Source organism: Geomonas silvestris (assembly GCF_014193515.1).
GTDB classification, from domain to species: domain Bacteria; phylum Desulfobacterota; class Desulfuromonadia; order Geobacterales; family Geobacteraceae; genus Geomonas; species Geomonas silvestris.
This window is the reverse complement of sequence record NZ_BLXX01000005.1, coordinates 259,676-279,697: the sequence shown is the minus strand read 5'-3', so window position 1 is coordinate 279,697 and position 20,022 is coordinate 259,676. Positions and strand designations below refer to the sequence as shown.

General features: G+C 63.2%; 19 protein-coding genes. 15 read left to right on the top strand and 4 right to left on the bottom strand.

Annotated features, from left to right (window positions below):
- Position 1 precedes the first annotated feature (1 nt).
- The 4 genes from GMST_RS10670 to GMST_RS10655 all read left to right on the top strand — a co-directional run bounded on the left by GMST_RS10670 (position 2) and on the right by GMST_RS10655 (position 3,372).
- Positions 2-313 carry a YtxH domain-containing protein gene (locus GMST_RS10670; protein ID WP_183354633.1) on the top strand — a complete coding sequence of 104 codons (312 nt, stop codon included), beginning with the start codon at positions 2-4 and terminating at the stop codon, positions 311-313.
- A gap of 84 nt (positions 314-397) precedes the next feature.
- Complete coding sequence (locus GMST_RS10665) at positions 398-1,753, top strand: YhjD/YihY/BrkB family envelope integrity protein (RefSeq protein ID WP_183354632.1); 1,356 nt, start codon at positions 398-400, stop codon at positions 1,751-1,753.
- 35 nt (positions 1,754-1,788) lie between these two features.
- Positions 1,789-3,132, top strand: a complete 1,344-nt coding sequence (locus GMST_RS10660; protein ID WP_183354631.1) for a penicillin-binding transpeptidase domain-containing protein — start codon at positions 1,789-1,791, stop codon at positions 3,130-3,132.
- 9 nt (positions 3,133-3,141) lie between these two features.
- Complete coding sequence (locus tag GMST_RS10655; protein WP_183354630.1) at positions 3,142-3,372, top strand: CxxCxxCC domain-containing protein; 231 nt, start codon at positions 3,142-3,144, stop codon at positions 3,370-3,372.
- Between the two features lie 16 nt (positions 3,373-3,388).
- On the opposite strand, the gene GMST_RS10650 is transcribed toward GMST_RS10655, so the two are convergent.
- Entirely contained in the window at positions 3,389-4,102 is a 714-nt protein-coding gene (locus tag GMST_RS10650; RefSeq protein WP_183354629.1) for a UDP-2,3-diacylglucosamine diphosphatase, read from the bottom strand.
- 67 nt (positions 4,103-4,169) lie between these two features.
- Here GMST_RS10650 and GMST_RS10645 point away from each other — a divergent pair, with 67 nt between their 5' ends.
- The 4 genes from GMST_RS10645 to GMST_RS10630 all read left to right on the top strand — a co-directional run bounded on the left by GMST_RS10645 (position 4,170) and on the right by GMST_RS10630 (position 6,761).
- Positions 4,170-4,607: a UPF0158 family protein gene (locus GMST_RS10645; protein WP_183354628.1), complete on the top strand. Its 438-nt coding sequence runs from the start codon at positions 4,170-4,172 to the stop codon at positions 4,605-4,607.
- A 24-nt stretch (positions 4,608-4,631) separates the two neighbouring features.
- Positions 4,632-5,684, top strand: coding sequence for an AI-2E family transporter (locus tag GMST_RS10640; RefSeq protein WP_183354627.1), 1,053 nt, complete (start codon positions 4,632-4,634; stop codon positions 5,682-5,684).
- Positions 5,685-5,790: 106 nt separating this feature from the next.
- Positions 5,791-6,300: a rhodanese-like domain-containing protein gene (locus GMST_RS10635; RefSeq protein ID WP_183354626.1), complete on the top strand. Its 510-nt coding sequence runs from the start codon at positions 5,791-5,793 to the stop codon at positions 6,298-6,300.
- Positions 6,297-6,761: a MauE/DoxX family redox-associated membrane protein gene (locus GMST_RS10630; protein ID WP_183354625.1), complete on the top strand. Its 465-nt coding sequence runs from the start codon at positions 6,297-6,299 to the stop codon at positions 6,759-6,761. The genes GMST_RS10635 and GMST_RS10630 overlap by 4 nt, the downstream gene beginning before the upstream one ends.
- 93 nt (positions 6,762-6,854) lie before the next feature.
- Here GMST_RS10630 and GMST_RS10625 read toward each other — a convergent pair whose 3' ends face one another.
- Positions 6,855-8,240, bottom strand: a complete 1,386-nt coding sequence (locus GMST_RS10625; RefSeq protein WP_183354624.1) for a sensor histidine kinase — start codon at positions 8,238-8,240, stop codon at positions 6,855-6,857.
- A gap of 311 nt (positions 8,241-8,551) precedes the next feature.
- Between GMST_RS10625 and plsY the strand changes: the two genes are divergently transcribed.
- A complete protein-coding gene (gene plsY / locus GMST_RS10620) occupies positions 8,552-9,133 on the top strand; it encodes a glycerol-3-phosphate 1-O-acyltransferase PlsY (RefSeq protein WP_183354623.1) in 582 nt (193 codons plus the stop codon).
- A 48-nt stretch (positions 9,134-9,181) separates the two neighbouring features.
- Here plsY and GMST_RS10615 read toward each other — a convergent pair whose 3' ends face one another.
- Together GMST_RS10615 and rpoH are read right to left on the bottom strand one after the other, a co-directional pair.
- Positions 9,182-9,931, bottom strand: coding sequence for a HesA/MoeB/ThiF family protein (locus GMST_RS10615; RefSeq protein ID WP_183354622.1), 750 nt, complete (start codon positions 9,929-9,931; stop codon positions 9,182-9,184).
- Positions 9,932-10,049: 118 nt separating this feature from the next.
- The gene (gene rpoH, locus GMST_RS10610; protein WP_183354621.1) at positions 10,050-10,904 is read right to left on the bottom strand and encodes an RNA polymerase sigma factor RpoH; all 855 of its coding nucleotides are present in this window, start codon (positions 10,902-10,904) and stop codon (positions 10,050-10,052) included.
- Between the two features lie 245 nt (positions 10,905-11,149).
- On the opposite strand from rpoH, the gene GMST_RS10605 reads away from it, so the two are divergent.
- The 6 genes from GMST_RS10605 to glgA all read left to right on the top strand — a co-directional run bounded on the left by GMST_RS10605 (position 11,150) and on the right by glgA (position 19,523).
- On the top strand, positions 11,150-12,223 hold the full coding sequence (locus GMST_RS10605; RefSeq protein ID WP_183354620.1) for a branched-chain amino acid aminotransferase: 1,074 nt from the start codon (positions 11,150-11,152) through the stop codon (positions 12,221-12,223).
- Positions 12,224-12,275: 52 nt separating this feature from the next.
- Complete coding sequence (locus GMST_RS10600) at positions 12,276-12,479, top strand: hypothetical protein (RefSeq protein WP_183354619.1); 204 nt, start codon at positions 12,276-12,278, stop codon at positions 12,477-12,479.
- A gap of 328 nt (positions 12,480-12,807) precedes the next feature.
- Positions 12,808-15,399, top strand: coding sequence for an ATP-dependent chaperone ClpB (clpB, locus tag GMST_RS10595; RefSeq protein WP_183354618.1), 2,592 nt, complete (start codon positions 12,808-12,810; stop codon positions 15,397-15,399).
- A gap of 118 nt (positions 15,400-15,517) precedes the next feature.
- Positions 15,518-16,336: a DNA-binding protein gene (locus GMST_RS10590; protein ID WP_183354617.1), complete on the top strand. Its 819-nt coding sequence runs from the start codon at positions 15,518-15,520 to the stop codon at positions 16,334-16,336.
- Positions 16,337-16,519: 183 nt separating this feature from the next.
- On the top strand, positions 16,520-17,782 hold the full coding sequence (locus GMST_RS10585) for a M48 family metallopeptidase (protein ID WP_183354616.1): 1,263 nt from the start codon (positions 16,520-16,522) through the stop codon (positions 17,780-17,782).
- 196 nt (positions 17,783-17,978) lie between these two features.
- Positions 17,979-19,523 (top strand): glycogen synthase GlgA, encoded by a 1,545-nt coding sequence (gene glgA, locus GMST_RS10580; RefSeq protein ID WP_183354615.1) that lies wholly within the window; start codon positions 17,979-17,981, stop codon positions 19,521-19,523.
- The last annotated feature ends 499 nt before the right edge of the window (positions 19,524-20,022 follow it).

Sequence of the window (20,022 nt, the reverse complement as noted above, 5' to 3'; positions counted from 1 at the left end):
CATGTCTGACGATAACAACAACGCAACTATGACGATGCTGCTGTCCTTTCTCGCCGGTGCTGCTGTAGGTGTTGGTACAGCACTTCTGTTTGCACCGAAGACCGGCGAAGAGATGCGCGGCAAAATCAAGGATCTGGCCGATGATGCCGTAGAGAAGATCAAAGAGTACGCCACTGAGGCTCAGGACAAGATCAGGGCAAGCTATGAGGACGGCAAGGAAGTCGTGCTGGAGAAGAAGAACATCATCACCTCCGCCATCGAAGCCGGCAAGGAGGCGATGGAAAGGGAGAAGGAAAAGCAAAAGGCGGTCTAACCGGCCGCGCTCCCTGAGAAAGCCCACTTCGGTGGGCTTTTTTTTGTGACGCCACGACGTAAAGCGTTTCCCCGAGGTAGCAGCATGAACGAAGCACCAGGATTGAAGGATCTTTTCGGCAAGGGGCTTTGGGAGCTCGACCCGAAGGCGATCGGCGGCAGCAAGGGGCAGCTGGTTGCCCTCGTGCAGTTCTTCAGCCACGTCGGCGCCAACTTCATCCGCAACAACTCGCTGTTGCGCGCCTCCGCCCTCTCCTTCACCACGCTCCTCTCCTTCGTGCCGCTTTTTGCCCTGGCCTTCTCGATCCTCAAAGGGTTCGGTGCCCAAAACCGCCTGGCGCCGCTCATCCTGAAGCAGGTCGCCGCCGGCTCGGAGGTGGTGGTCACCAAGGTCCTCTCCTACATCAACAACACCAACATGGGTTCTGTGGGGGCCATCGGCCTGGCCGCCCTTTTGGTAACTGCCATCAGCATGCTCGGGAGCATCGAGGACGCCTTCAACGTCTCCTGGGGAGTCCGCGAAACCCGCTCGCTGTACCGCAAGTTCAGCGACTACCTGAGCGTCCTTTTGAGCGCGCCGCTGCTACTGCTGGCGGCGACCAGCATCACCACCACGCTGCAGAGCAAATGGCTCGCCACCTGGTTCTTCGAGAACACCTACCTGGGGGATCTCTTCTTCCTGGTGCTCGGCCTCACCCCCTACCTGAGCGTCTGGATCGCGCTGTTCCTCATGTACAGCTTCATCCCGAACACCCGGGTGAGGTTCGTCTCGGCGCTTTTGGGTGCGGTACTCGCCGGTACGCTCTGGCAGATCGCCCAGTGGGGCTACATCCACTTCCAGGTGGGGGTCGGCAACTACAACGCCATCTACGGGACGCTCGCCGTGCTCCCCATCCTCATGGTCTGGATCTACCTGAGCTGGATCATCGTGTTGTTCGGGATGGAGGTGGTGGCGGCCCACCAGCAACTGCATACCTTTCGGCGCGATCTGCGCGGCGGCCAGATCAGCCAGGCGAGCGCCGAGCTGGTGACTTTGGCCACCCTGCGCCACATCGCGGAGGCCTTTCACGACGGGGCGCCCGCCTGGAGCGAGGAGCAACTGGCGCGGCGCATGGGGGTCCCCCTGCGCGCCATCCGGGACACCCTGGAGAAGCTGACCGCAGCCGGCTTCATCGTGAGCAGCGACCGGCCGGTCCCCAGCTACCTGCCGGCCCGCGAGTTGGACCAGATCCCGCTTGCCGAGGTCTTGATCGCCCTGCGCCGCCACGGCAACCGCTGCAACCTAGTGGAGGAGCCGGAAGCCCAGGAGATGCTCGAGACGGTCGACCAGGCGCTGCGCGAGCGGCTTTCCGGCGTCACCCTGAAGGAGTTCGGCACGGCCAGAAAACCCCAGGATTCCCCGCCCCGCGGCGTTGACAAAGCGCAGCGACATGACATATAGTGGGCCGATTAAAACGGCGGGTACAAAGCGAGTTTATGCAAGATCTTAAAGATATAGATAACCAGTCTCGACGCAGGCGTCAGCCCCAAGCAACCAGAAAACCTGAACTCCGCCCCCCCTTCGGTGATATCGAGGAGACGCCCCCCAAAAGGCGCCGCCTGAAGATCATCCTGCCGGTGCTGGCACTTCTGCTCGCCTGCTACCCGCTCATCTCGCTGTTCGGCTCGACCCGCCCCAAGGCAGCCGGCCACAGCGCCCCCAAGAGCACCCCGCTTGCCGCGCTCAGCTCGGAAAAGGTGGATGCCGGGGCCGCCTTCCGGCTCGCCGCCCAGGCCTACCCCAACGCCCGCCCCGAAAACGGCAGTTTCTGCGCTCCGCTCCCCCAGGGGGGGAAGGTAGTCTACGCCATCAACGAGGCGATGCAGCGCCGCGTCGAGAAGGTGTTCAACGACTACAAGGTCCCCTACGGCCTGTTCGTGGCGATCGAGCCCAAGACCGGCAAGGTGCTGGCAACGGTGGCACACTCCTCGGTCCAGCCGGGGTGGGAACAAAACGCCTGCTACAACCTCTACCCCATGGCCTCGCTCTTCAAGATCGTGACGGCTACCGCGGCCCTGGAGGAGAAGAAGGTCACCGCCGACACCTCCTTCGCCTTCAACGGCAGGCTCACCTCGGAAAACCCGAAGTACTGGCGGGTGCGCGCCGGGCGCGGCCAGCAGATGTCCCTCACCATGGCGATGGGAAAATCGGTGAACCCGGTATTCGGCCGCCTGGCCGGCGAATTCGTCGGGCGCGACCCGCTGCTCACCTACGCCGGGCGCTACGGCTTCAACCAGGAACTCATCCCCGGCTCGCCGCTCACCCCGAGCCGCGCTCCGGCACCGGGGACCATCGACCAGCTGATGCTGATGGGTGCCGGGCTCAACCACGAGGTGAAGACCTCGCCGTTTCATGCCGCGACCATCATGGCGACCGTCGCCAACAACGGGGTGATGATGACCCCGTCCCTCGCGCAGCAGATCGTGGACGCCAAGGGGAAACCGGTCTTCACCCAGCAGCCCCAGCCGCTGCGCACCGTCTTCACCCCGCAGACCGCCAACGAGCTGGCGCGCATGCTCTCCACCACCGTGGTGAGCGGCACCTCGCGCAAGGCCTTCCACGACCGGCGCGGCCGCCCGCTCTTCAACTCGCTGCACGTCGCGGCGAAGACCGGCTCGATCGACGGCAAGGACCCCGCCGGGCACTACAGCTGGTTTGCCGCCTACGCGCCGATGGAGGCCCCCCAGATCGCCATCGCCGCCCTGGTGATCAACCAGAACAAGTGGCGCATCAAGGCGACCCACGTCGGCGAGCAGGCGCTGGAGGCGTTCTTCAAGTAGGGAGGTGGCATGGAATGCCGAAGATGCGGCACCTGCTGCGTCGCGCCTGACATAAGCTCCTTGAAAAAACCTGTCGGGGAGCGCTGCCGGCACCTCTCCGAGACGCTTACCTGCGGGATCTACGAGGAGCGGCCGGCGGTCTGCCGCGGCTACCGTCCGGACGAGGTCTGTGAGAAAATCGCCGCGGCAACCCTCGAGGAGCGGGTGGCCGGGTATCTGAAGCTGTTCGGCCTCCCCTGAAGGGGACCGGAGGGGGTCAGGAGAAGGTTTCCAGGGTGAACTCGCCGTCCAGGCACTGGGCGTAGCTGAACTGGCTGATCCAGTCCCCCAGGCAGATGAGGGTCTTCCCCTCGACGCGGGAGATGATCGGCAGGTGGAAGTGCCCGGTGATCACCACGTCGCACCCCTGGGCGAAACGCTCCCGGGCGAACGATTCGAGGATCGTGCGGTAGTCCCAGCGCGAGGCGCGCTCCACATGCTGCCCGCGGCTGCGCCGGGAGAGGAACTCCGCCAGCCGGCAGGCCAGGCGCTGCGGGAAGATGGGGACCAGGGCCTTCACCAGCGGATGGCGCAAGAGGCCCCTAAACACCCGGTAGCCGTGGTCGTCCCGGTTCACCTCGTCGCCGTGGCAGAGGTAGACCCGGCGCCCGGCGATCTCGACGAGCGCCGCGCCGTCGTGCACCTCGGCCCCGAGCTGCTCTTTGAAGAACCTTTCCAGGTGGAAATCGTGGTTCCCCTCGAAGTAGACGATCCGCACCCCCCGCTGCCGCACGCCCTTCAAGCAGTCCACGAACTCCCGATAGTGACGGTAGACCGGGTCGGGGTTCCCGATCCAGAACTCGAAGAGATCGCCCAAGAGGTAGAGGGTGTCGGTGTCGGGGGGAAGGGTGTCCAGAAAGCGGACCAGGGTCCGGTAGTTTAGGTCCTGCGGGTCTCTCAGGTGGGCGTCGGCGACGAAGATCTTGCGCATTGCGCCAATATATACAAAAATAGCGGGCAGGTCTACGGTTGTTAACCTGTCTTTTGTGGGAGTTTTGATGCACAACATGCGGAACCTGGAGATAGTGTGGGACGATCTCATGGAGGCCTTTGAGAACCCGGACCCCGACATGATCTACTTCCTGGACCGGGAGACCGGCGAGATCTTCTCGGTGCCGGCCGACTACGACGACGATCCCTTCTGGGACGAGGTGGAGGCGCAAAACGACCGCTACCTCACCATCCCGGCTTTCGACTACGCCCAGGAGCGGCAGATGGTGCACGCCTTCATCCAGGGGGTGCAAAACGACGGCCTCAAGGCGATGCTGGTACGTGCCTTCGTGGGGAAACAGTCCCACGGCAGACTGAGCGAGATCCTCTCCTTCTACCCCGAGGAGCAGGAGCGCTTCAACGCGGTGCGCGAGGAGCTCATAACCGGCCGCGTCGGCCAGTGGCTCGAAGAGCACGACATCTACCCGCCGGAGCGCGGGTTCTAACCAAGAGCACCTCCCGAGGAGCCTATGTCATCATCTGCCAGCGCTACGAACCGTGCCGTCCTGATCCTGCTTTTGGGGGCGGCACTCTTCGCGGCCGGTCATGCCCTGCGCCACACCACCTCCTGTTTCCTGCTCTCCTTCGTGATCGCCTACCTCCTGGACCCCCTGGTGCTGCAGCTGGAGAAGCGGGGGATCTCGCGCTCCAAGGGGATCCTGGTGCTCTACCTGGCGCTCTCGGTGTTCGCGGTCTTCTTCTTCTCCTACTTCGTCCCCTTCATCCTCATGCGCTGGCAGGCGCTCATCCCGAGCATCCCGCTCTACCTGCAGAAGGCGCGCGACCTCGGTTCCGGCCTCGAGGCGCAGATCCAGCCCTACTACGGCGCGGAGGAGTGGAGCTGGGCGGTGGACCAGGCGGTGGAGGGGCTCAACAAACTCTTCTCCAACCTGGGAACCGGGGTCTACAACGCGGCCGCGAGCCTGATCTTCAACATCTTCAACCTGGTCCTCTCGCCGATCCTGGTGTTTTTCATGCTCTTCTACAAGGCCCAGATCAAAAAGACCGTCACCTCCTGGCTCCCCTGGCGCCGCCGCGAGGTGCTTCTGGAGATCGGCCACGAGGTGAACGAGAGCATCGGCGGCTACCTCAGGGGGCAGCTGATCGTCTCCTTCATCGTCGCCCTGTTCTCAAGCGTCGCCCTCTTCATCCTCGACGTCGACTACGCCCTCTTCAACGGCATCTTCGCCGGGCTCGCCTCGATACTCCCCTTCATCGGCGTGATCATCGCCACCATCCCGGCGCTCTTCTTCGCCTACCTCAAGTTCCAAAACGGGCTGATCCTCGTCAAGGTGGTGATCGCCTTCGCGGCCATCTACTTCCTCGAGGGGTACCTGGTGAAGCCGCTGGTGTTCAAGCGCTCCATGAATTTAAACCCGCTGCTCACCATCATCATGGTCATGGCGCTGGGCGAGCTGTTCGGCTTTTGGGGGATACTTCTGGCCATCCCGGTGGCGGCGGCCGCCAAGATCGTCTCGGTTTCCATCGAACGGGGGGACTTCCGGGAGTGGGAGGAGCCCTAAGCGGGTGCCGCGGTTGACGCCCGGGCATATTTCGCAGTAAAATCAGACAGGTAGCAAAGACGCTAACGCGAGGGCCGAGCGTGGCCCGGCGCGAAAGGTTGGGGACATGAAGAAGAACTGGCTGGGGACGGCCCTGGAAATCCTGCTGATCGTGGCGCTCTCGGCAAGCGTCGGCATCGCCTGGAACAGGACCCTTTTGACCAGCGCCTGGCGGGGCGAGGTCGCGGCCCGTGCCGAAGCGGCACCCGCGGCAAATCCGGCAAATGCCGTGGCCGAGCCGATGCCGCTTGGGCTCATGCAGGTGAAGGAGCTGCTCGATGCCAAGCAGGCGATGCTGCTCGATGCGCGCAGCACGACGAGTTTTGCGGAGGGGCACATAAAGGGTGCGCTCAACCTGCCGCTCGAAGAGGCGGGCCGCAACCCTTCTCGCCCCCTCCAGGTGAAGGTTCCCGCCGAAGCCTCCCTCATCACCTACTGCAACGGGTTTTCCTGCCACGACAGCATGGAACTCGCCAAGATCCTGGTGAAGGCAGGGTACGCGAACGTCTATGTCTACGAGGGGGGGTTCCCGGAGTGGCGCGACGCGGGGTATCCGGTGGCTAAGGGGGGATCATGAGCCAATTGAAGAACTACCTTTCGGCTGCGGTGCGCATCGCGCTTGGTGCCGTGTTCATCTACGCGGCGGTACTGAAGATCGCCGACCCCGTCGCCTTTGCCGGCAGCGTGGCCGCCTACCGCATCCTCCCCTACTTCGGCAGCTACCTGACCGCGGCGGCGCTCCCCTTCGTGGAGCTGGCCTGCGGCCTTTTGCTGGTGCTTGGCTACCGGGTGCGCAGCGGGGCGCTCATCATCGGCGTTTTGAACCTGGTGTTCATCGCGGCCCTCGCCTCGGCCATCGTGCGGGGGCTCGACATCGACTGCGGCTGCTTCAAGCAGGGCGGCGAGAAGACCACGCCGTGGGCGGCGCTGGCCCGTGACTTGCTCTTTCTCGCCATGACCTGGTTCGTGCTGAAGGCCGAGGCGCGGCGCGGCAGGGGCCCGGAGGCAGGCGCCGGCCCGGAAGCGCCGGCCAGCTGACCCGAAGCCGCCGCCCCGCCCTCCGACAGGAGCCAGCTGTGCGCAGCGGCCGGCTCCGCTTCAGAAACGGCAGGGAGGCAGCGCGTCCCGCTCCTAGACGCCCGCAGCGCCGCTGCCCGACTTCTCGGGGAGCATGAAGTAGAAGCAGGCCCCCTCCCCTTCCGCACCTTCCCCCCAGACCTTGCCACCGTGACGCTGCACCGCCCGTTCCACGGTGGCCAGCCCCACCCCGGTCCCCGGATACCCCTGGGAGCTCTTGAGCCGCTTGAAGGGGCGAAACAGAAGGGCCTGCTCCTCCATGTCGAACCCGATCCCGTTGTCCCGCACGTAGAAGCAGGTTTTTCCCTCGCAGGTCGTGCTCCCCAGCTCGATGCGGGGAGTCGGCGCCTTGGCGGTGTACTTCCAGGCGTTGGCGAACAGGTTCTCCAGGACCACCCGCAACAGGTTCCGGTCGCCGCGCACCACGAGCCCCGGCTGGATCACCACCTCGACCTGTCGCTGCAAGTCCTCCTGTCTCAGCTGCAGTACCACCTGCTGCGCCAATTCCGAGAGCGGGACGTCCTCCCAGTGCATCGCCTCGCGCGAGAGCCGCGACAGGGTGAGGATCGCCTCGATGAGCTCTTCCATGCCGCGACAGGAGTCCTCGATGATCCCAACAGGATAGGCGAACTCCGTCTCCTTGAGCCGAGGGGTCTGGGCCAGGATCTGCTGCGCGGTGCTGATACGGGTGATATAGGAGCGCAGGTCGTGGGAGAGCGAGTAGCAGAACGATTCCAGCTCCCGGTTCGCCTCAACCAGCTCGAGGGCGCGCAACTCCAACTCCCGGTTCATCCGCTCGATCTCGAGTTCGGCCCGCTTGCGTTCGGTGACGTCGCGCACCGACTCGACACCCGCAACGATGCGGCCTGAGGTGTCGCGCAGCGGTGTGGAGATGATCTCGGTGCAACGCAGCCCCTGGGCGGTGACCGCCTGGCGCTCGGTCTTGTGGCTCTCACCGTCGCGGTAGGACTGGTCCAGGTGGCACCCCGAGCAGACCGCACCCTCCCCTTGGTAGGCCTGGTAGCAGTACTCCCCTAGATGCTCACCCATCATCGCGATGTGCGCCTTGTTCTGGTACAGGATCTTCATCTCCAGGTCCTGCAGGCTGATGGCGTCACCCAGGCTCTCCAGCACGGCCTGCGCCCGGGTGCGCTCCAGCTCGGCGCTGTGCAGGGCCGCGCGCACCCGCGCCTCCTGCTGGCGCTGCTTGTGGTGCGTTCGGGAGATGTAGATGACGAAGAAGAGGACCGTGGCGGCAAACCAGATGCGGATGGCCATGTCGTGGTCGGCGGGGGTTAGGAGCTGGCTGAAGAAGCTCCCCCTTTCAAAGGCAGTATCCAGCGCCGCGTCCATGACCCACGACACCAGCATGATGGACATGCCAACCAGAAAGGTGGTGAGCTCCCTGCTGGCGAATGACAAGCGTTTGCGATCCGTCACATCCTGTTCCTCAAGCTACTCGTGCGGATTTCCGAACCAACAGTCATCGTGCACTGCGCAAAGCCGTTACCGGCTGCACCTAACAACAAACGCTGCGATTGGATCAAGAGGGCTCCTGGAACGGAGTTACTCACAGAAGCGGGGCCGTTTCTCTTTGTATGGTTACCACAGTTTGGCTTTATGACAATGGTAGAGAACGCCAACCGCACCCGGACAGATTACTAATTTCTTAAAACTTACGGCACCTTGCAGTTTGCCGTGAAATACTGTAGGATGCGCGGTGCTCATCAACGACACCCAGGAGAGCTTTTTTGAAAGAGATACTGCTCCTTGTCTTTTCCTACCTGCTCGGTTCCGTTCCGACCGGCCTGTTACTGGCGCGCGCCTGCGGCGTCAACATCCGCGAGACCGGCTCGGGCAACATCGGGGCCACCAACGTCTACCGCAGCGCCGGCCGAAAAGTCGGCATCCTCACCCTGGTGGGGGACTGCCTGAAAGGGGTGATCCCCGTGCTGGTCGCCCGCCAGCTGGGCCTGCCCGAGATCTGGGTCGCCGGCATCGGTCTGGCAGCCTTCCTGGGGCACGTCTACACCGTGTTCCTGGGGTTCAAGGGGGGCAAAGGGGTGGCGACCGCGCTGGGGGTCTTCATCGCCGCGGCACCTCTTTCGCTCGTGGGGGGCGTCGCCGTCTTCGCGGGGGTCCTCTACAGGTGGCGCTACGTCTCGGCCGCCTCGATCAGCGCCGCCGCGACCATCCCGCTCTTCGTCGCCCTGGCCACCCGCCAGCCCGAGTTGATCGTGATGTCGGCCATCATCGCGCTCATCGTCATCTTCCGGCACCACGAAAACATCGCCCGGCTGCGCGCCGGCACCGAGAGCAAGTTCAAGGCGTAGCGCGGGCGGCCCCCCCTCGCTAGGACGAGCCCCCTTGCCAGCGCCCCGTCACACGTCCCCGCAGGCCGGGCAGGCACTGTTGCGCTGCAGGGGGACCTCTCGAAAACGCAGCCTGAGTACGTCGTAGGTGAGCAGCCGCGAGGTCAGGAGTTCCCCGATCCCCACGAGGTACTTGATCGCCTCGGTGGCCTGGATCGCCCCGATCACCCCCGGCAGTACCCCGAGCACCCCGGCGCGCGAACAGGAAAGCGCCACCTCTGGTTCGGGAGGTTCCGGGAAGATGCAGCGGTAGCAGGTGCTTCTCTTCGGCAGCACGGTCATGGTCTGCCCCTGGAACTTAAGGATCCCGCCGTGCGAGTAGGCCTTACCAGCGGCCAGGCAGGCGTCGTTGATCAGGAACTTGGCGTCGAAGTTGTCGGTGGCGTCGACCACGAAGTCGTAGCTCCCTACCAGCTCCGCGACGTTCTCCCGGCGAACCCACCCCTCGTGACACTCGACCCTGACGCCCGGGTTGATCTCCAGCATCCGGTCCCGGGCCGATGCCACCTTGGCGCGCCCCAAGTCTCCGGTACCGTGGATCACCTGGCGCTGCAGGTTGGAGAGTTCCACCCGGTCCCCGTCGGCGATCCCGATGGTCCCCACCCCCGCGGCAGCCAGGTACTGGGCGACCGGTGAGCCGAGCCCCCCGGCACCGATCACCAAGACCCTCCCCTCCTTAAGGCGCAGCTGTCCCGCCTCACCCACTTCCTCCAGCATGAGATGCCGGGCGTAACGCTCTTTTTCCTGATGGTTGAACATGTTAGGCTCCTTCGAAGGTTGCTGAGCATAGCTTAATACTTCGGCCCTGCCTACAAAAAAAGGCGCTCCCGGTGCGGAAACGCCTTTTTTTCGATACTCAGAATCGCTTTTGACTATATCAGGCGGGCTGCTGCTCGATCACCAGCGGGGCCAGCAGGCGCTTCATCTTCTTCAGGGCGCCGTCCTCAATCTGGCGCACCCGCTCACGGGAGAGCGAGAAGTGGTCGGCGATCTCCTGCAGGGTCATCGGGGTGTCGGCGGTGACCCGGCGCTCGATGACGAAACGCTCCTTCTCGTTCAGGTTTTCGAGGGCGAGCGCCACGTTTTTCTCGAGCTGCGTCGCCTCCTGGTACTCGGCCAAGAGCTCTTCCTGGTTCTGGCGCTGGTCGGGAAGGCTTTCCAGGTAGGAGCCCCCCTCTCCTCCGAACATCTCTACGTCGAGGGAGAGTTCGCCGCGCAGGCGCTGCTCCATCTCCTGGGCTTCCACGTCCTTCACGTCGAGGCTGAGCGCGGTGGAGTGCAGGTCGCTCTCGCCGGTCATGTTGATGATGGCCTGCTTGGCCTGGTTCAGCTTGAAGAAGAGCTTGCGCTGTGCCTGGGTGGTGCCGATCTTCAACAGACTCCAGGCCGAGATGATGTGGTTCTGGATGTAAGCCCGGATCCACCAGACGGCATAGGAGATGAGGCGCACCCCCTTGGCCGGATCGAACTTGCGCACCGCCATCATGAGGCCGATGTTCCCTTCCTGGATCAGGTCGAGCATCTTCATCCCGTAGGAGCGGTACTCGCCGGCGACCTTCACCACGAAGCGGAGGTTGGAGGTTATCAGGGTCTGGGCGGCTTCCAGATCCCCATCGTTTCTAAAGCGCAACGCCAGGCGCTGCTCCTCGTCCGCACTCAAAAGCGGGAAGCGGTTTATCTCGGCGAGGTAGAGGGACAGACTATCTATAGGTACCGGCATGCTGTAGTTCATCGTTGAGCATCTCCCTGTACGTGTTTGGCGCGGCCGTACCTGAGGCACGGGCCTTAGCACTCTATATACCTGAGTGCTAACAATATAACAAGCGCCGGATGAAAAATCAAGCGTCCACAAGGCCGCTAAAGGCGCGTAAGAACGGGTAAGCCTTTAAAAGGCTTGCCCCTGGCAGACTGTTGTGGTAAACGGAAATGTCTACAGAAAAGCGACGCTTGGCGCCGAATAACCGGAGGTTTAGCCATATGGAAATACGGATAGTACCGCTCAGCGAGGGGGAGAAAAAAGCGAAGTTCACCGACGAGTCGAAGCTTGGTTTCGGCAAGATCTTCACCGACCGGATGCTCCTGGTCGAGTGGAAGGCCGGCCAGGGATGGGTCGATGCCCGCATCAAGAAGCACGAGCCGTTTGTCCTTGATCCGGCAGCACTGGTCCTGCACTACGCCCAGGAGATCTTCGAAGGGCTCAAGGCCTACAAGTGGGCGGACGGCAGCATCGCCCTGTTCAGGCCCGAGATGAACGCGCGCCGTTTCAACCATTCCGCGGAGCGGCTCTGCATGCCGGAGGTCCCCGAGGAGCTTTTCGTAGGCGGTATCGAGCAGCTGGTGAGCCTTGAGCGTGACTGGGTTCCCGGCGCGGAAGGTACCTCGCTCTACATCCGTCCGACCATGATCGCCGTCGAGCCGGTGGTGGGGATCAAACCGTCCGACCACTACTACTTCTACGTGATCCTCTCCCCGGTGGGCGCCTACTACCCGCAAGGGTTCAAGCCGGTGCGCATCATGGTGGAGAGCAAGTACGTGCGCGCCACCCCGGGCGGCACCGGCGAGGCGAAGACCGGCGGCAACTACGCGAGCTCGCTCAAGGCAGGCCTCGAGGCCAAAGAGAAAGGGTTCGATCAGGTGCTCTGGCTGGATGGCGTAGAGAAGCGCTACATCGAGGAAGTGGGCGCCATGAACATGTTCTTCGTCTACGGCGACACCATCGTAACCGCCCCCCTGCAGGGGACCATCCTGCACGGCGTGACCCGCGACTCGGTGCTCACCCTGGCCCGCTCGCTCGACCTCAAGGTGGAAGAGCGCCGCATCGACGTGAACGACCTGATGAAGGACATCAAGAGCGGCGCCATCACCGAGGCTTTCGGTTCCGGTACCGCTGCGGTGGTGACGCCGGTGGGCGCCTTGTGCTATAAAGAGGAGTGCCTCGAGGTTTCCGGTGGCCAGGTCGGCAAGCACACCCGTACCCTCTACGACACCCTGACCGGCATCCAGACCGGCAAGATCGCCGACACGTTCGGCTGGATCAGGAAGATCAAGTAAGACACGCGCCGGGCGGGAGGCCCCCTTCCCGCCCGGCTTTGCAGGTACCAGCATGAAGCAGCCCCCCGAAACCAACTCTCTTTGTCTCTCCTGCCGGCGCACCTGCAAGCAGGCAAGCGCCGTGCTCATCGCGGCCTGCCCCCGCTACTACCAGGGCCCCAAAGTAAAGCGGGTCGACTGGAAGCAGATGGCGCTCCCGATGGAAAGTTCCGAGAGCGCAGCTCCTAAGCCGGACAAACCCACCAAAGAACGCTGAGCCAACTTCCCCGACCAATCTCTCCTCCGTAACGAGTAAAACCAGGCCCTTCTGCGAAATTTCTCCGCGCTACAGTTCACTGCGCCTTCACAAGGCTTTTTGCTAAGACTGCGGACAGATGACGGTCGCCGATCTCCGGCAAGGAAAGGCGCCCCCCCTGCCCCCCTTTTCCAAAGGGGGGAACGTGAGATCATCTGTACTGGTTTTTAGAAAATGCACTTCGCAGCGCATCCCCATCAGCGTTCCGTCCCCCTCCGACTCCCTTTTCTGACAGCCTCCCTTGACACCTGATAGGGGGGTACCTATTATTCCCGCTGAGGAGGACGCCATGATCAGACCAGACAAAATGACCGTAAAGACTCAGGAAGCCCTCGCCGCGTCGCAGGAAAAGGCCTCGGCGCTCTCCGCGGGAAGCATCGAACCGGACCACCTGCTGGCCGCACTTTTGGACCAGGAAGGGGGCTTCGTTCCTGAGCTTCTGAAAAAAATCGGGGTACCGCTCCCGCAACTGCGCGAAAACCTGGAGGCCGGCCTCAAGCGCCTGCCGCAGGTAAGCGGCGCCGCCCAGGTCGGGATTTCCGGGGCGCTCAACCGGGTACTCGACCAGGCGCAGAAGGAAGCGGACGCCATGCGCGACTCCTTCGTCTCCACCGAGCACCTCTTGCTCGCGCTGGTCGGCGCCAAGGAGGTCCCCTGCGCCAGACTGCTCGCGAACTACGGCGTCACCCGCGATGCGGTGCTGAGCGCGCTTAAGGCGCTGCGGGGCGACGAGGCGGTGACCGACCAGGACCCCGAACAGAAATACCAGGCACTGGCGAAATACGCCCGCGACCTGACCGAACTGGCCCGCCGCGGCAAGCTCGATCCCGTGATCGGCCGCGACGACGAGATCCGCCGGGTGATCCAGGTGCTCTCGCGCCGCAGCAAGAACAACCCCGTGTTGATCGGCGAACCCGGCGTAGGCAAGACCGCCATCGTCGAAGGGCTCGCCCAGCGCATCGTCTCGGGTGACGTGCCGGAGACCCTCAGGGACAAGCAGCTTCTGGCGCTCGACATGGGTGCCCTCATCGCCGGCGCCAAGTACCGCGGCGAGTTCGAGGACCGCCTGAAGGCCGTCATCAAGGAGGTGGAGAAGGCCGAAGGGAAGATCATCCTGTTCATCGACGAGCTGCACACCCTGGTGGGTGCCGGCGCCGCCGAGGGGGCCATGGATGCCTCCAACATGCTGAAGCCGGCGCTCGCCCGCGGCGAGCTGCACTGCATCGGCGCCACGACCTTGAACGAGTACCGCAAGCACATCGAGAAGGACGCCGCCCTGGAGCGCCGCTTCCAGCAGGTCTACACCGGCGAGCCGAGCGTGGCAGACACCATCTCCATCCTGCGCGGCTTGAAGGAGAAGTACGAGACCTTCCACGGCATCCGGATCAAGGACAGCGCCATCATCGCGGCGGCGACCCTGTCGGACCGCTACATCACCGACCGGTTCCTCCCCGACAAGGCGATCGACCTGATCGACGAGGCGGCCTCGCGGCTGAGGATCGAGATCGACTCCAAGCCGACCGAGATCGACGAGGTGGACCGCCGCATCATCCAGCTGAAGATCGAGGAGCAGGCGCTGCTGCGCGAGAAGGATCCCCATGCCCAGGAACGCCTCAAGAAACTCGTCGACGAGTTGGAGCAGCTGAAGGCGCAGTCGGCGAACCTGAAAAACCACTGGCAGCAGGAGAAGGACATCCTCAAGGAGCAGAGCTCGCTCAAGCAGCGCATCGAACAGTTGAAGGACGAGGCGAAGATCGCCGAGCGCGAGGGGAAACTCGCCCGTACTGCCGAGATCCGCTACGGCGAGATCCCGGCCATCGAGAAGCAGGTCGCCGAGAAGACCCAGCTTCTCGAGGAGATCCAGAAGGAAGGGAAGATGCTCCCCGAAGAGGTGGACGACGAGATGATCGCCGAGATCGTCGCCAAGTGGACCGGCATTCCGGTAAACCGGATGCTCGAGAGCGAGTCCGAGAAGCTCGTGCACATGGAGGAGCGCCTGAAAAGCCGGGTGGTCGGGCAGGACGACGCGCTCACCCTGGTGGCGAACGCGGTGCGGCGCGCCCGCAGCGGACTCTCCGACCCGAACCGCCCCATCGGCTCCTTCATCTTCCTGGGTCCCACCGGGGTCGGCAAGACCGAGACGGCGCGCGCCTTGGCGCAGTTCCTGTTCGACGACGACCAGGCCATCGTGCGCATCGACATGAGCGAGTATCAGGAGAAGCACACGGTGGCGCGGCTCATCGGTGCCCCTCCGGGCTACGTCGGCTTCGAGGAGGGGGGCCAGCTCACCGAGGCGGTGCGCCGCCGCCCCTACTGCATCGTACTCTTCGACGAGATCGAGAAGGCGCACCCCGAGGTGTTCAACGTGCTGTTGCAGGTGCTGGACGACGGCCGGCTCACCGACGGCCAGGGGCGCACCGTGGACTTCAAGAACTCGGTGATCATCATGACCAGCAACCTCGGTTCGCAGTGGATCCAGCAGTACGCCACCGACTTTCCGCGCATGCAGGCGAACGTCATGGAGACCCTGAAGGAGCACTTCAAGCCGGAATTCTTGAACCGCGTCGACGAGATCGTGATCTACCGCGCCCTGCCGCTCGAGCAGATCAAGGAGATCGTGGTGATCCAGCTCGGCTCACTCACCAAGCGGCTCGAGGAGAAGGGGATCCAGCTCCTGGTCACCGACCGGGCACGCGAGGTGCTCGCCCAGGAAGGGTACGACCCGGCCTACGGCGCCCGCCCCCTGAAACGCGCACTGCAGCGCAAGATCCAGGACCCGCTTGCGCTCATGCTGCTCGAGGGGCAGTTCGTCTCGGGCGATGCGGTGCAGGTCGATGCGGCACCCGGAGGGGACTCGCTGGTCATCAAGAAGAAGGAGTAAGCTGCTCGTCATTAACGGCGTTGTGATCCGACCTGGAAACATGCTATGCTGCGAACCTGTCGATTCTTTGAGGTTCGCAGCTGCCTTATCAGCGGCGACTACTATGCAAGGAGACTAAATGAAGCGTTATTCAACGATCATGTCGGTTCTGCTCACCCTGGCACTCCCCATCGCAGCGACCTGCGCGGATACCCCGAAAGAACCGGAAAAGCCCGCCGCTTCCAGCGACGCGGTAAGTGACGCCATGAAGAGCTCGAAGCACTCCAAGATGATGGGTGGGCTCGAGGCCAACAAGGGTGCCGCCAATCCCAACCAGGGTGTCTCCGGGAAAGTTGCCGAAACCATGAACGCCGGCGGCTACACCTATGCGAAGATCGTCAAGGACTCCAAGGAGACCTGGGTCGCCTACAACACCCGGGAAACCCAGGTCGGCGACCACCTCGATTTCGATAGCTGTGTCGAGATGCAGAAATTCGAGAGCAAAAGTCTGAAGCGCACCTTCGACACGATTCTCTTCTGCGGCGATCCCAAGGTCACCTCGGCAAAGATCGGCAACCAGAAATCCCCCGGGAGTGCCGGTGCCGCCGCGAAGGCCAAGGGGAAGATCAAGGTCGAGAAAGCAACCGGCGCCAACGCCTACAGCGTCGCCGAACTCTTTGCCAAGAGATCCGCCTTAAACGGCAAGCAGGTCACCGTGCGGGGCCAGGTAGTGAAGAGCGCCAGCGGCATCATGAACAAGAACTGGATCCACCTGCAAGACGGAACCGGCAGCGCCAAGGACAAGAGCAATGACCTGGTGGTGACCACCACCGACGCGGTCCCCGCGGACGGCACCGTGGTGACGGTTTCCGGCAAGGTCGCGGCGGAGAAGGACTTCGGCAGCGGCTACAAGTACAAGGTGATCCTCGAGAACGGGTCCATTAAGATCAAGAAGTAGTCGGCCATAAACCGGCACCGAAAAGGCCCCCCGCCAAGCGAGGGGCCTTTTCTTTTGCCCGTTCCTCTCTCTGCAACAAATTTGTGCTCCGCCGGCAAAGATGTTACCGTTGCAGGGTTGCCCGTCGGCCGGCGCCCTCTGCCGCCCCCTAACGGCACGCACTTCCGCCCCTTGAGGAGACGCATGAAAACCGCCCTGATCGCCCTGTACCTCGCCCGCTTCGCCGCGGGATGCCTTTTGCGTTACCTGAACCTCAGCCACCTCAAGCGTTACGGGGCCACCGTCCCCACGCCCTTCGCCGGCACGGTGGACGCCGAGGCCCTCGCCAAGTCATCCCGGTACACCTTCGAGGCGAGCCGCGTCGCCCTGTGGGAATCGGTGTACGACGGGGTCCTTTTACTGGCCTTCCTCTTCACCCCGCTTTTGCCCCGCTACGACGCCTGGATCGGCACGCTCACCGGCTCCTTCGTGCTGCAGGGGATCCTCTTTCTGCTCCTGCTCACCTGGGCCGAGTCGCTTCTGGAGATCCCCTTCAACCTCTATTCGACCTTCCGGGTCGAGAAGCGCTACGGGTTCAACACCACCAGCGCCGGCCTGTGGGTGAGCGACTTCCTGAAGTCGACGCTCATCTCCTCGGTGCTGCTGGCGCTTATGGCGAGCGCCGCGCTTTTGTTGGTGCGTCACTCCCCGCACCTTTGGTGGCTCTGGGTCTGGGCCTTCTTCGCGCTCTTCTCCATCACCATGATGTACCTCTCGCCGGTCCTCATCGAACCGCTCTTCTCCAAGTTCGAGCCGTTGGGGGATCCGGAGCTTGAGGGGGAGATCCAGCAGATGCTCGCCAAGGCGGGGCTCAAGGTAAAAGGGGTGCAAAAGATGGATGCCTCGCGGCGCAGCCTGCACTCCAACGCCTACTTCACCGGGATCGGGCGGGTCAAGCGGATCGTGCTCTTCGACACCCTGATCTCCCAGATGGAGCGCCAGGAGCTTTTGGCGATCCTGGCCCACGAAGCCGGGCACTGGAAACTCGGGCACATCCGCAAGCGCCTGGTGCTCACCGAACTGACCGCGCTCCTGGTAAGCTACCTGGTCTACCGCCTGCTGGAAAGCGGCTTCGTCCCGGGGCTCTTCGGGCTCGAGCAGGCCTCCTTAGCGGCCCAGTTGGTCCTGGTCAGCTTTTTGGGTTCGCTTGCCCTCTTCCCGCTCACCCCTTTTTCCTCGTGGCTGTCACGTCGGCACGAGTGGGAAGCCGACCGTTTCGCAGCCGAAGTGTGCGGCACACCTCGAGCCCTGGCCAGCGCGCTGGTGAAACTCTCCCGAGAAAACCTCTCCAACCTGCATCCGCATCCCGTCTACGCCGCGTTTTACTACAGCCATCCGCCGGTGGTGGCCCGGGTGGCCCGGTTGCTGGAGTATGCTGACGGGAAACGAGAGCTCCCGAATAGGTGATCCGCTCATAGCTGGTCCTCCTTGATCCCCGTGTCGGGGACCGGCAGAGAGTACGCCACGCGGAAGCCCGGCGCAACAGTTTTATTATTTTTTTATAATTTTATTTTCCAAATACCTAAAGATTGCCCCCGCCAGCGCCGCGTGGTATGTATATAGCGCCGCCGGAAACCACCTGCCGCACAGGAGAGTAAGTCTCATGCGCCTCAACCTTCTCATCACCGCCTCGGAAGCGGTTCCCTTCGCCAAGGAAGGTGGACTCGCCGACGTGGTGGGCATCCTCCCCAAGTTCCTCAAGACCCAGGGTCACGACGTGCGGGTGGTGATGCCCCGCTACTACAAGGTCGACCGCGACAGGTACCGGCTGCGCCTTTTGCCCGGCACGCTCGTGGTGCCGATGGGGATCATCGGCGAGATGTACTGCGGCGTGTACGAGGGACGGCTCCCGGGAAGCGAGGTCCCCATCTACTTCCTGGAGCACGAGCGGTTCTACGGGCGCGACTCCCTGTACGAGGTCGACAACAAGGGGTACATCGACAACGACAACCGCTTCATCTTCCTCTCCCGCGCCAGCCTGGAACTCTGCAGGATGATCGACTTCGCCCCGGACATCGTCCATGCCCACGACTGGCATACCGCCGCTGTCCCCGTCTTCATGAACACCCTGTACCGGAGCGACCACTATCTAAAGGAAGCCGCCTCGGTCCTCACCATCCACAACATGCAGCACCAGGGGAGCTTCTACGAAGGGGCGATGGACGTCCTGGGGATCGGCTGGCAGCATTTCACCCACCTGGGGCTCGAGATGGACAACCAGGTGAACCTCCTCAAGGGGGGGATCTACCACTCAACCGTCATCAACACGGTAAGCGAAGGGTACGCCCGCGAGATGCAGACGCCGGAATACGGCTGGGGGCTCGAAGGGGTGGTGCGCGAGCGCTCGGGCGAGCTCTGCGGCATCCTGAACGGCGTTGATTACGAGGAGTGGAACCCGGAGACCGATCCGCTCATTCCAGCCACCTACTCGGCGCGCGACCTCTCCGGCAAGGCCGTCTGCAAGCAGGAACTGCAGCGCGCCATGGGGCTTCCCGAACGCGCAGACGTGCCGCTCATCGGCCTGGTCTCGCGCCTGGTGAAGCAAAAGGGGATCGACGTCCTCGCCGAGGCGCTGCCGCGGCTGCTCGCCATGGACGTGCAGTTCGTGCTGCTGGGTGCCGGCGAGCCCTGGGCGCACTTCTACTTCGGCGGCATGGCCGGGAGCCACCCGGACCGCTTCGCCTGCCGGATCGGCTACGACAACAAGCTCGCGCACCAGATCGAGGCAGGGTGCGACTTCTTCCTGATGCCCTCGGCCTTCGAGCCGTGCGGACTGAACCAGATGTTCAGCCTGCGTTACGGGACGATTCCCATCGTGCGCGCGACCGGCGGTTTGGACGACTCGGTGCACAACCTCGACTCCGGCAACCGCACCGGCACCGGGTTCAAGTTCTGGACGCTCTCCGCCGGCGCGCTCTTCGACACCGTCGGCTGGGCCGTGCACACCTGGTACCACGACAAGGAGATGATCGAAATCCTGCGCCAAAACGGCATGGCTGAGCGCTTCACCTGGGACGAGGCTGCCAAGAAGTACGACCGCCTCTACCGGCACGCCCTGCAAGCGCGGCTGGGAGCAGCGCGTTACGCCGAACTCGAGGCGGCGCGCACCGGACAGGAGCAGGAACAGCAGGAGGGAGAAGGGATCTGACCTTAGCACAAAGAGCCGCAGCAATCCTATGACAGCTTCAACAGAAAAGGCCACCGGATCTTACTCCGGTGGCCTTTTTCACTGCTATGGCGAGCCAGTTGGCAACTGCCGGTCAAGGCGACTCGTTGATCGGGACCGGGCTGCACAGGCTGGCAGGATCGTGAGCTGTGGCACCGCACTTGGTGCAGCAGGCAATGGGGTTGGAAGACATCTGGGCAGCGACTCTGTCGTTTTTTACCGCGCACAACTTGCTTGGAGTACTGGCGTGTTTCATCTCTGCACCTCCTTTCAGGCAGCTGATTCCTACCTGTCGTACGACCCATTACAGCACAACGAACTCCAGAAAGTAAATCTCCATCTTTCAGACAGTCAGGGCTCTGCAAGGAACACTTACAGGGATCTCCCTGTGAGTGTTGTCGAAGAAACGCCCTGCCATCAAAAGGGCACCTGCGTCAGTCTCCTGCAGGAGGCGACGGTCTTCCGGGAAAAGCGTTTCATC

Bases quoted from the DNA above. Each gene is read 5' to 3' on its own strand.
- GMST_RS10670 (WP_183354633.1), top strand. From the start codon at position 2: ATGTCTGACGATAACAACAACGCAACTATGACGATGCTGCTGTCCTTT.
- GMST_RS10665 (WP_183354632.1), top strand. From the start codon at position 398: ATGAACGAAGCACCAGGATTGAAGGATCTTTTCGGCAAGGGGCTTTGG.
- GMST_RS10660 (WP_183354631.1), top strand. From the start codon at position 1,789: ATGCAAGATCTTAAAGATATAGATAACCAGTCTCGACGCAGGCGTCAG.
- GMST_RS10655 (WP_183354630.1), top strand. From the start codon at position 3,142: ATGGAATGCCGAAGATGCGGCACCTGCTGCGTCGCGCCTGACATAAGC.
- GMST_RS10650 (WP_183354629.1), bottom strand. From the start codon at position 4,102: ATGCGCAAGATCTTCGTCGCCGACGCCCACCTGAGAGACCCGCAGGAC.
- GMST_RS10645 (WP_183354628.1), top strand. From the start codon at position 4,170: ATGCACAACATGCGGAACCTGGAGATAGTGTGGGACGATCTCATGGAG.
- GMST_RS10640 (WP_183354627.1), top strand. From the start codon at position 4,632: ATGTCATCATCTGCCAGCGCTACGAACCGTGCCGTCCTGATCCTGCTT.
- GMST_RS10635 (WP_183354626.1), top strand. From the start codon at position 5,791: ATGAAGAAGAACTGGCTGGGGACGGCCCTGGAAATCCTGCTGATCGTG.
- GMST_RS10630 (WP_183354625.1), top strand. From the start codon at position 6,297: ATGAGCCAATTGAAGAACTACCTTTCGGCTGCGGTGCGCATCGCGCTT.
- GMST_RS10615 (WP_183354622.1), bottom strand. From the start codon at position 9,931: ATGTTCAACCATCAGGAAAAAGAGCGTTACGCCCGGCATCTCATGCTG.
- rpoH (WP_183354621.1), bottom strand. From the start codon at position 10,904: ATGAACTACAGCATGCCGGTACCTATAGATAGTCTGTCCCTCTACCTC.
- GMST_RS10605 (WP_183354620.1), top strand. From the start codon at position 11,150: ATGGAAATACGGATAGTACCGCTCAGCGAGGGGGAGAAAAAAGCGAAG.
- GMST_RS10600 (WP_183354619.1), top strand. From the start codon at position 12,276: ATGAAGCAGCCCCCCGAAACCAACTCTCTTTGTCTCTCCTGCCGGCGC.
- clpB (WP_183354618.1), top strand. From the start codon at position 12,808: ATGATCAGACCAGACAAAATGACCGTAAAGACTCAGGAAGCCCTCGCC.
- GMST_RS10590 (WP_183354617.1), top strand. From the start codon at position 15,518: ATGAAGCGTTATTCAACGATCATGTCGGTTCTGCTCACCCTGGCACTC.
- GMST_RS10585 (WP_183354616.1), top strand. From the start codon at position 16,520: ATGAAAACCGCCCTGATCGCCCTGTACCTCGCCCGCTTCGCCGCGGGA.
- glgA (WP_183354615.1), top strand. From the start codon at position 17,979: ATGCGCCTCAACCTTCTCATCACCGCCTCGGAAGCGGTTCCCTTCGCC.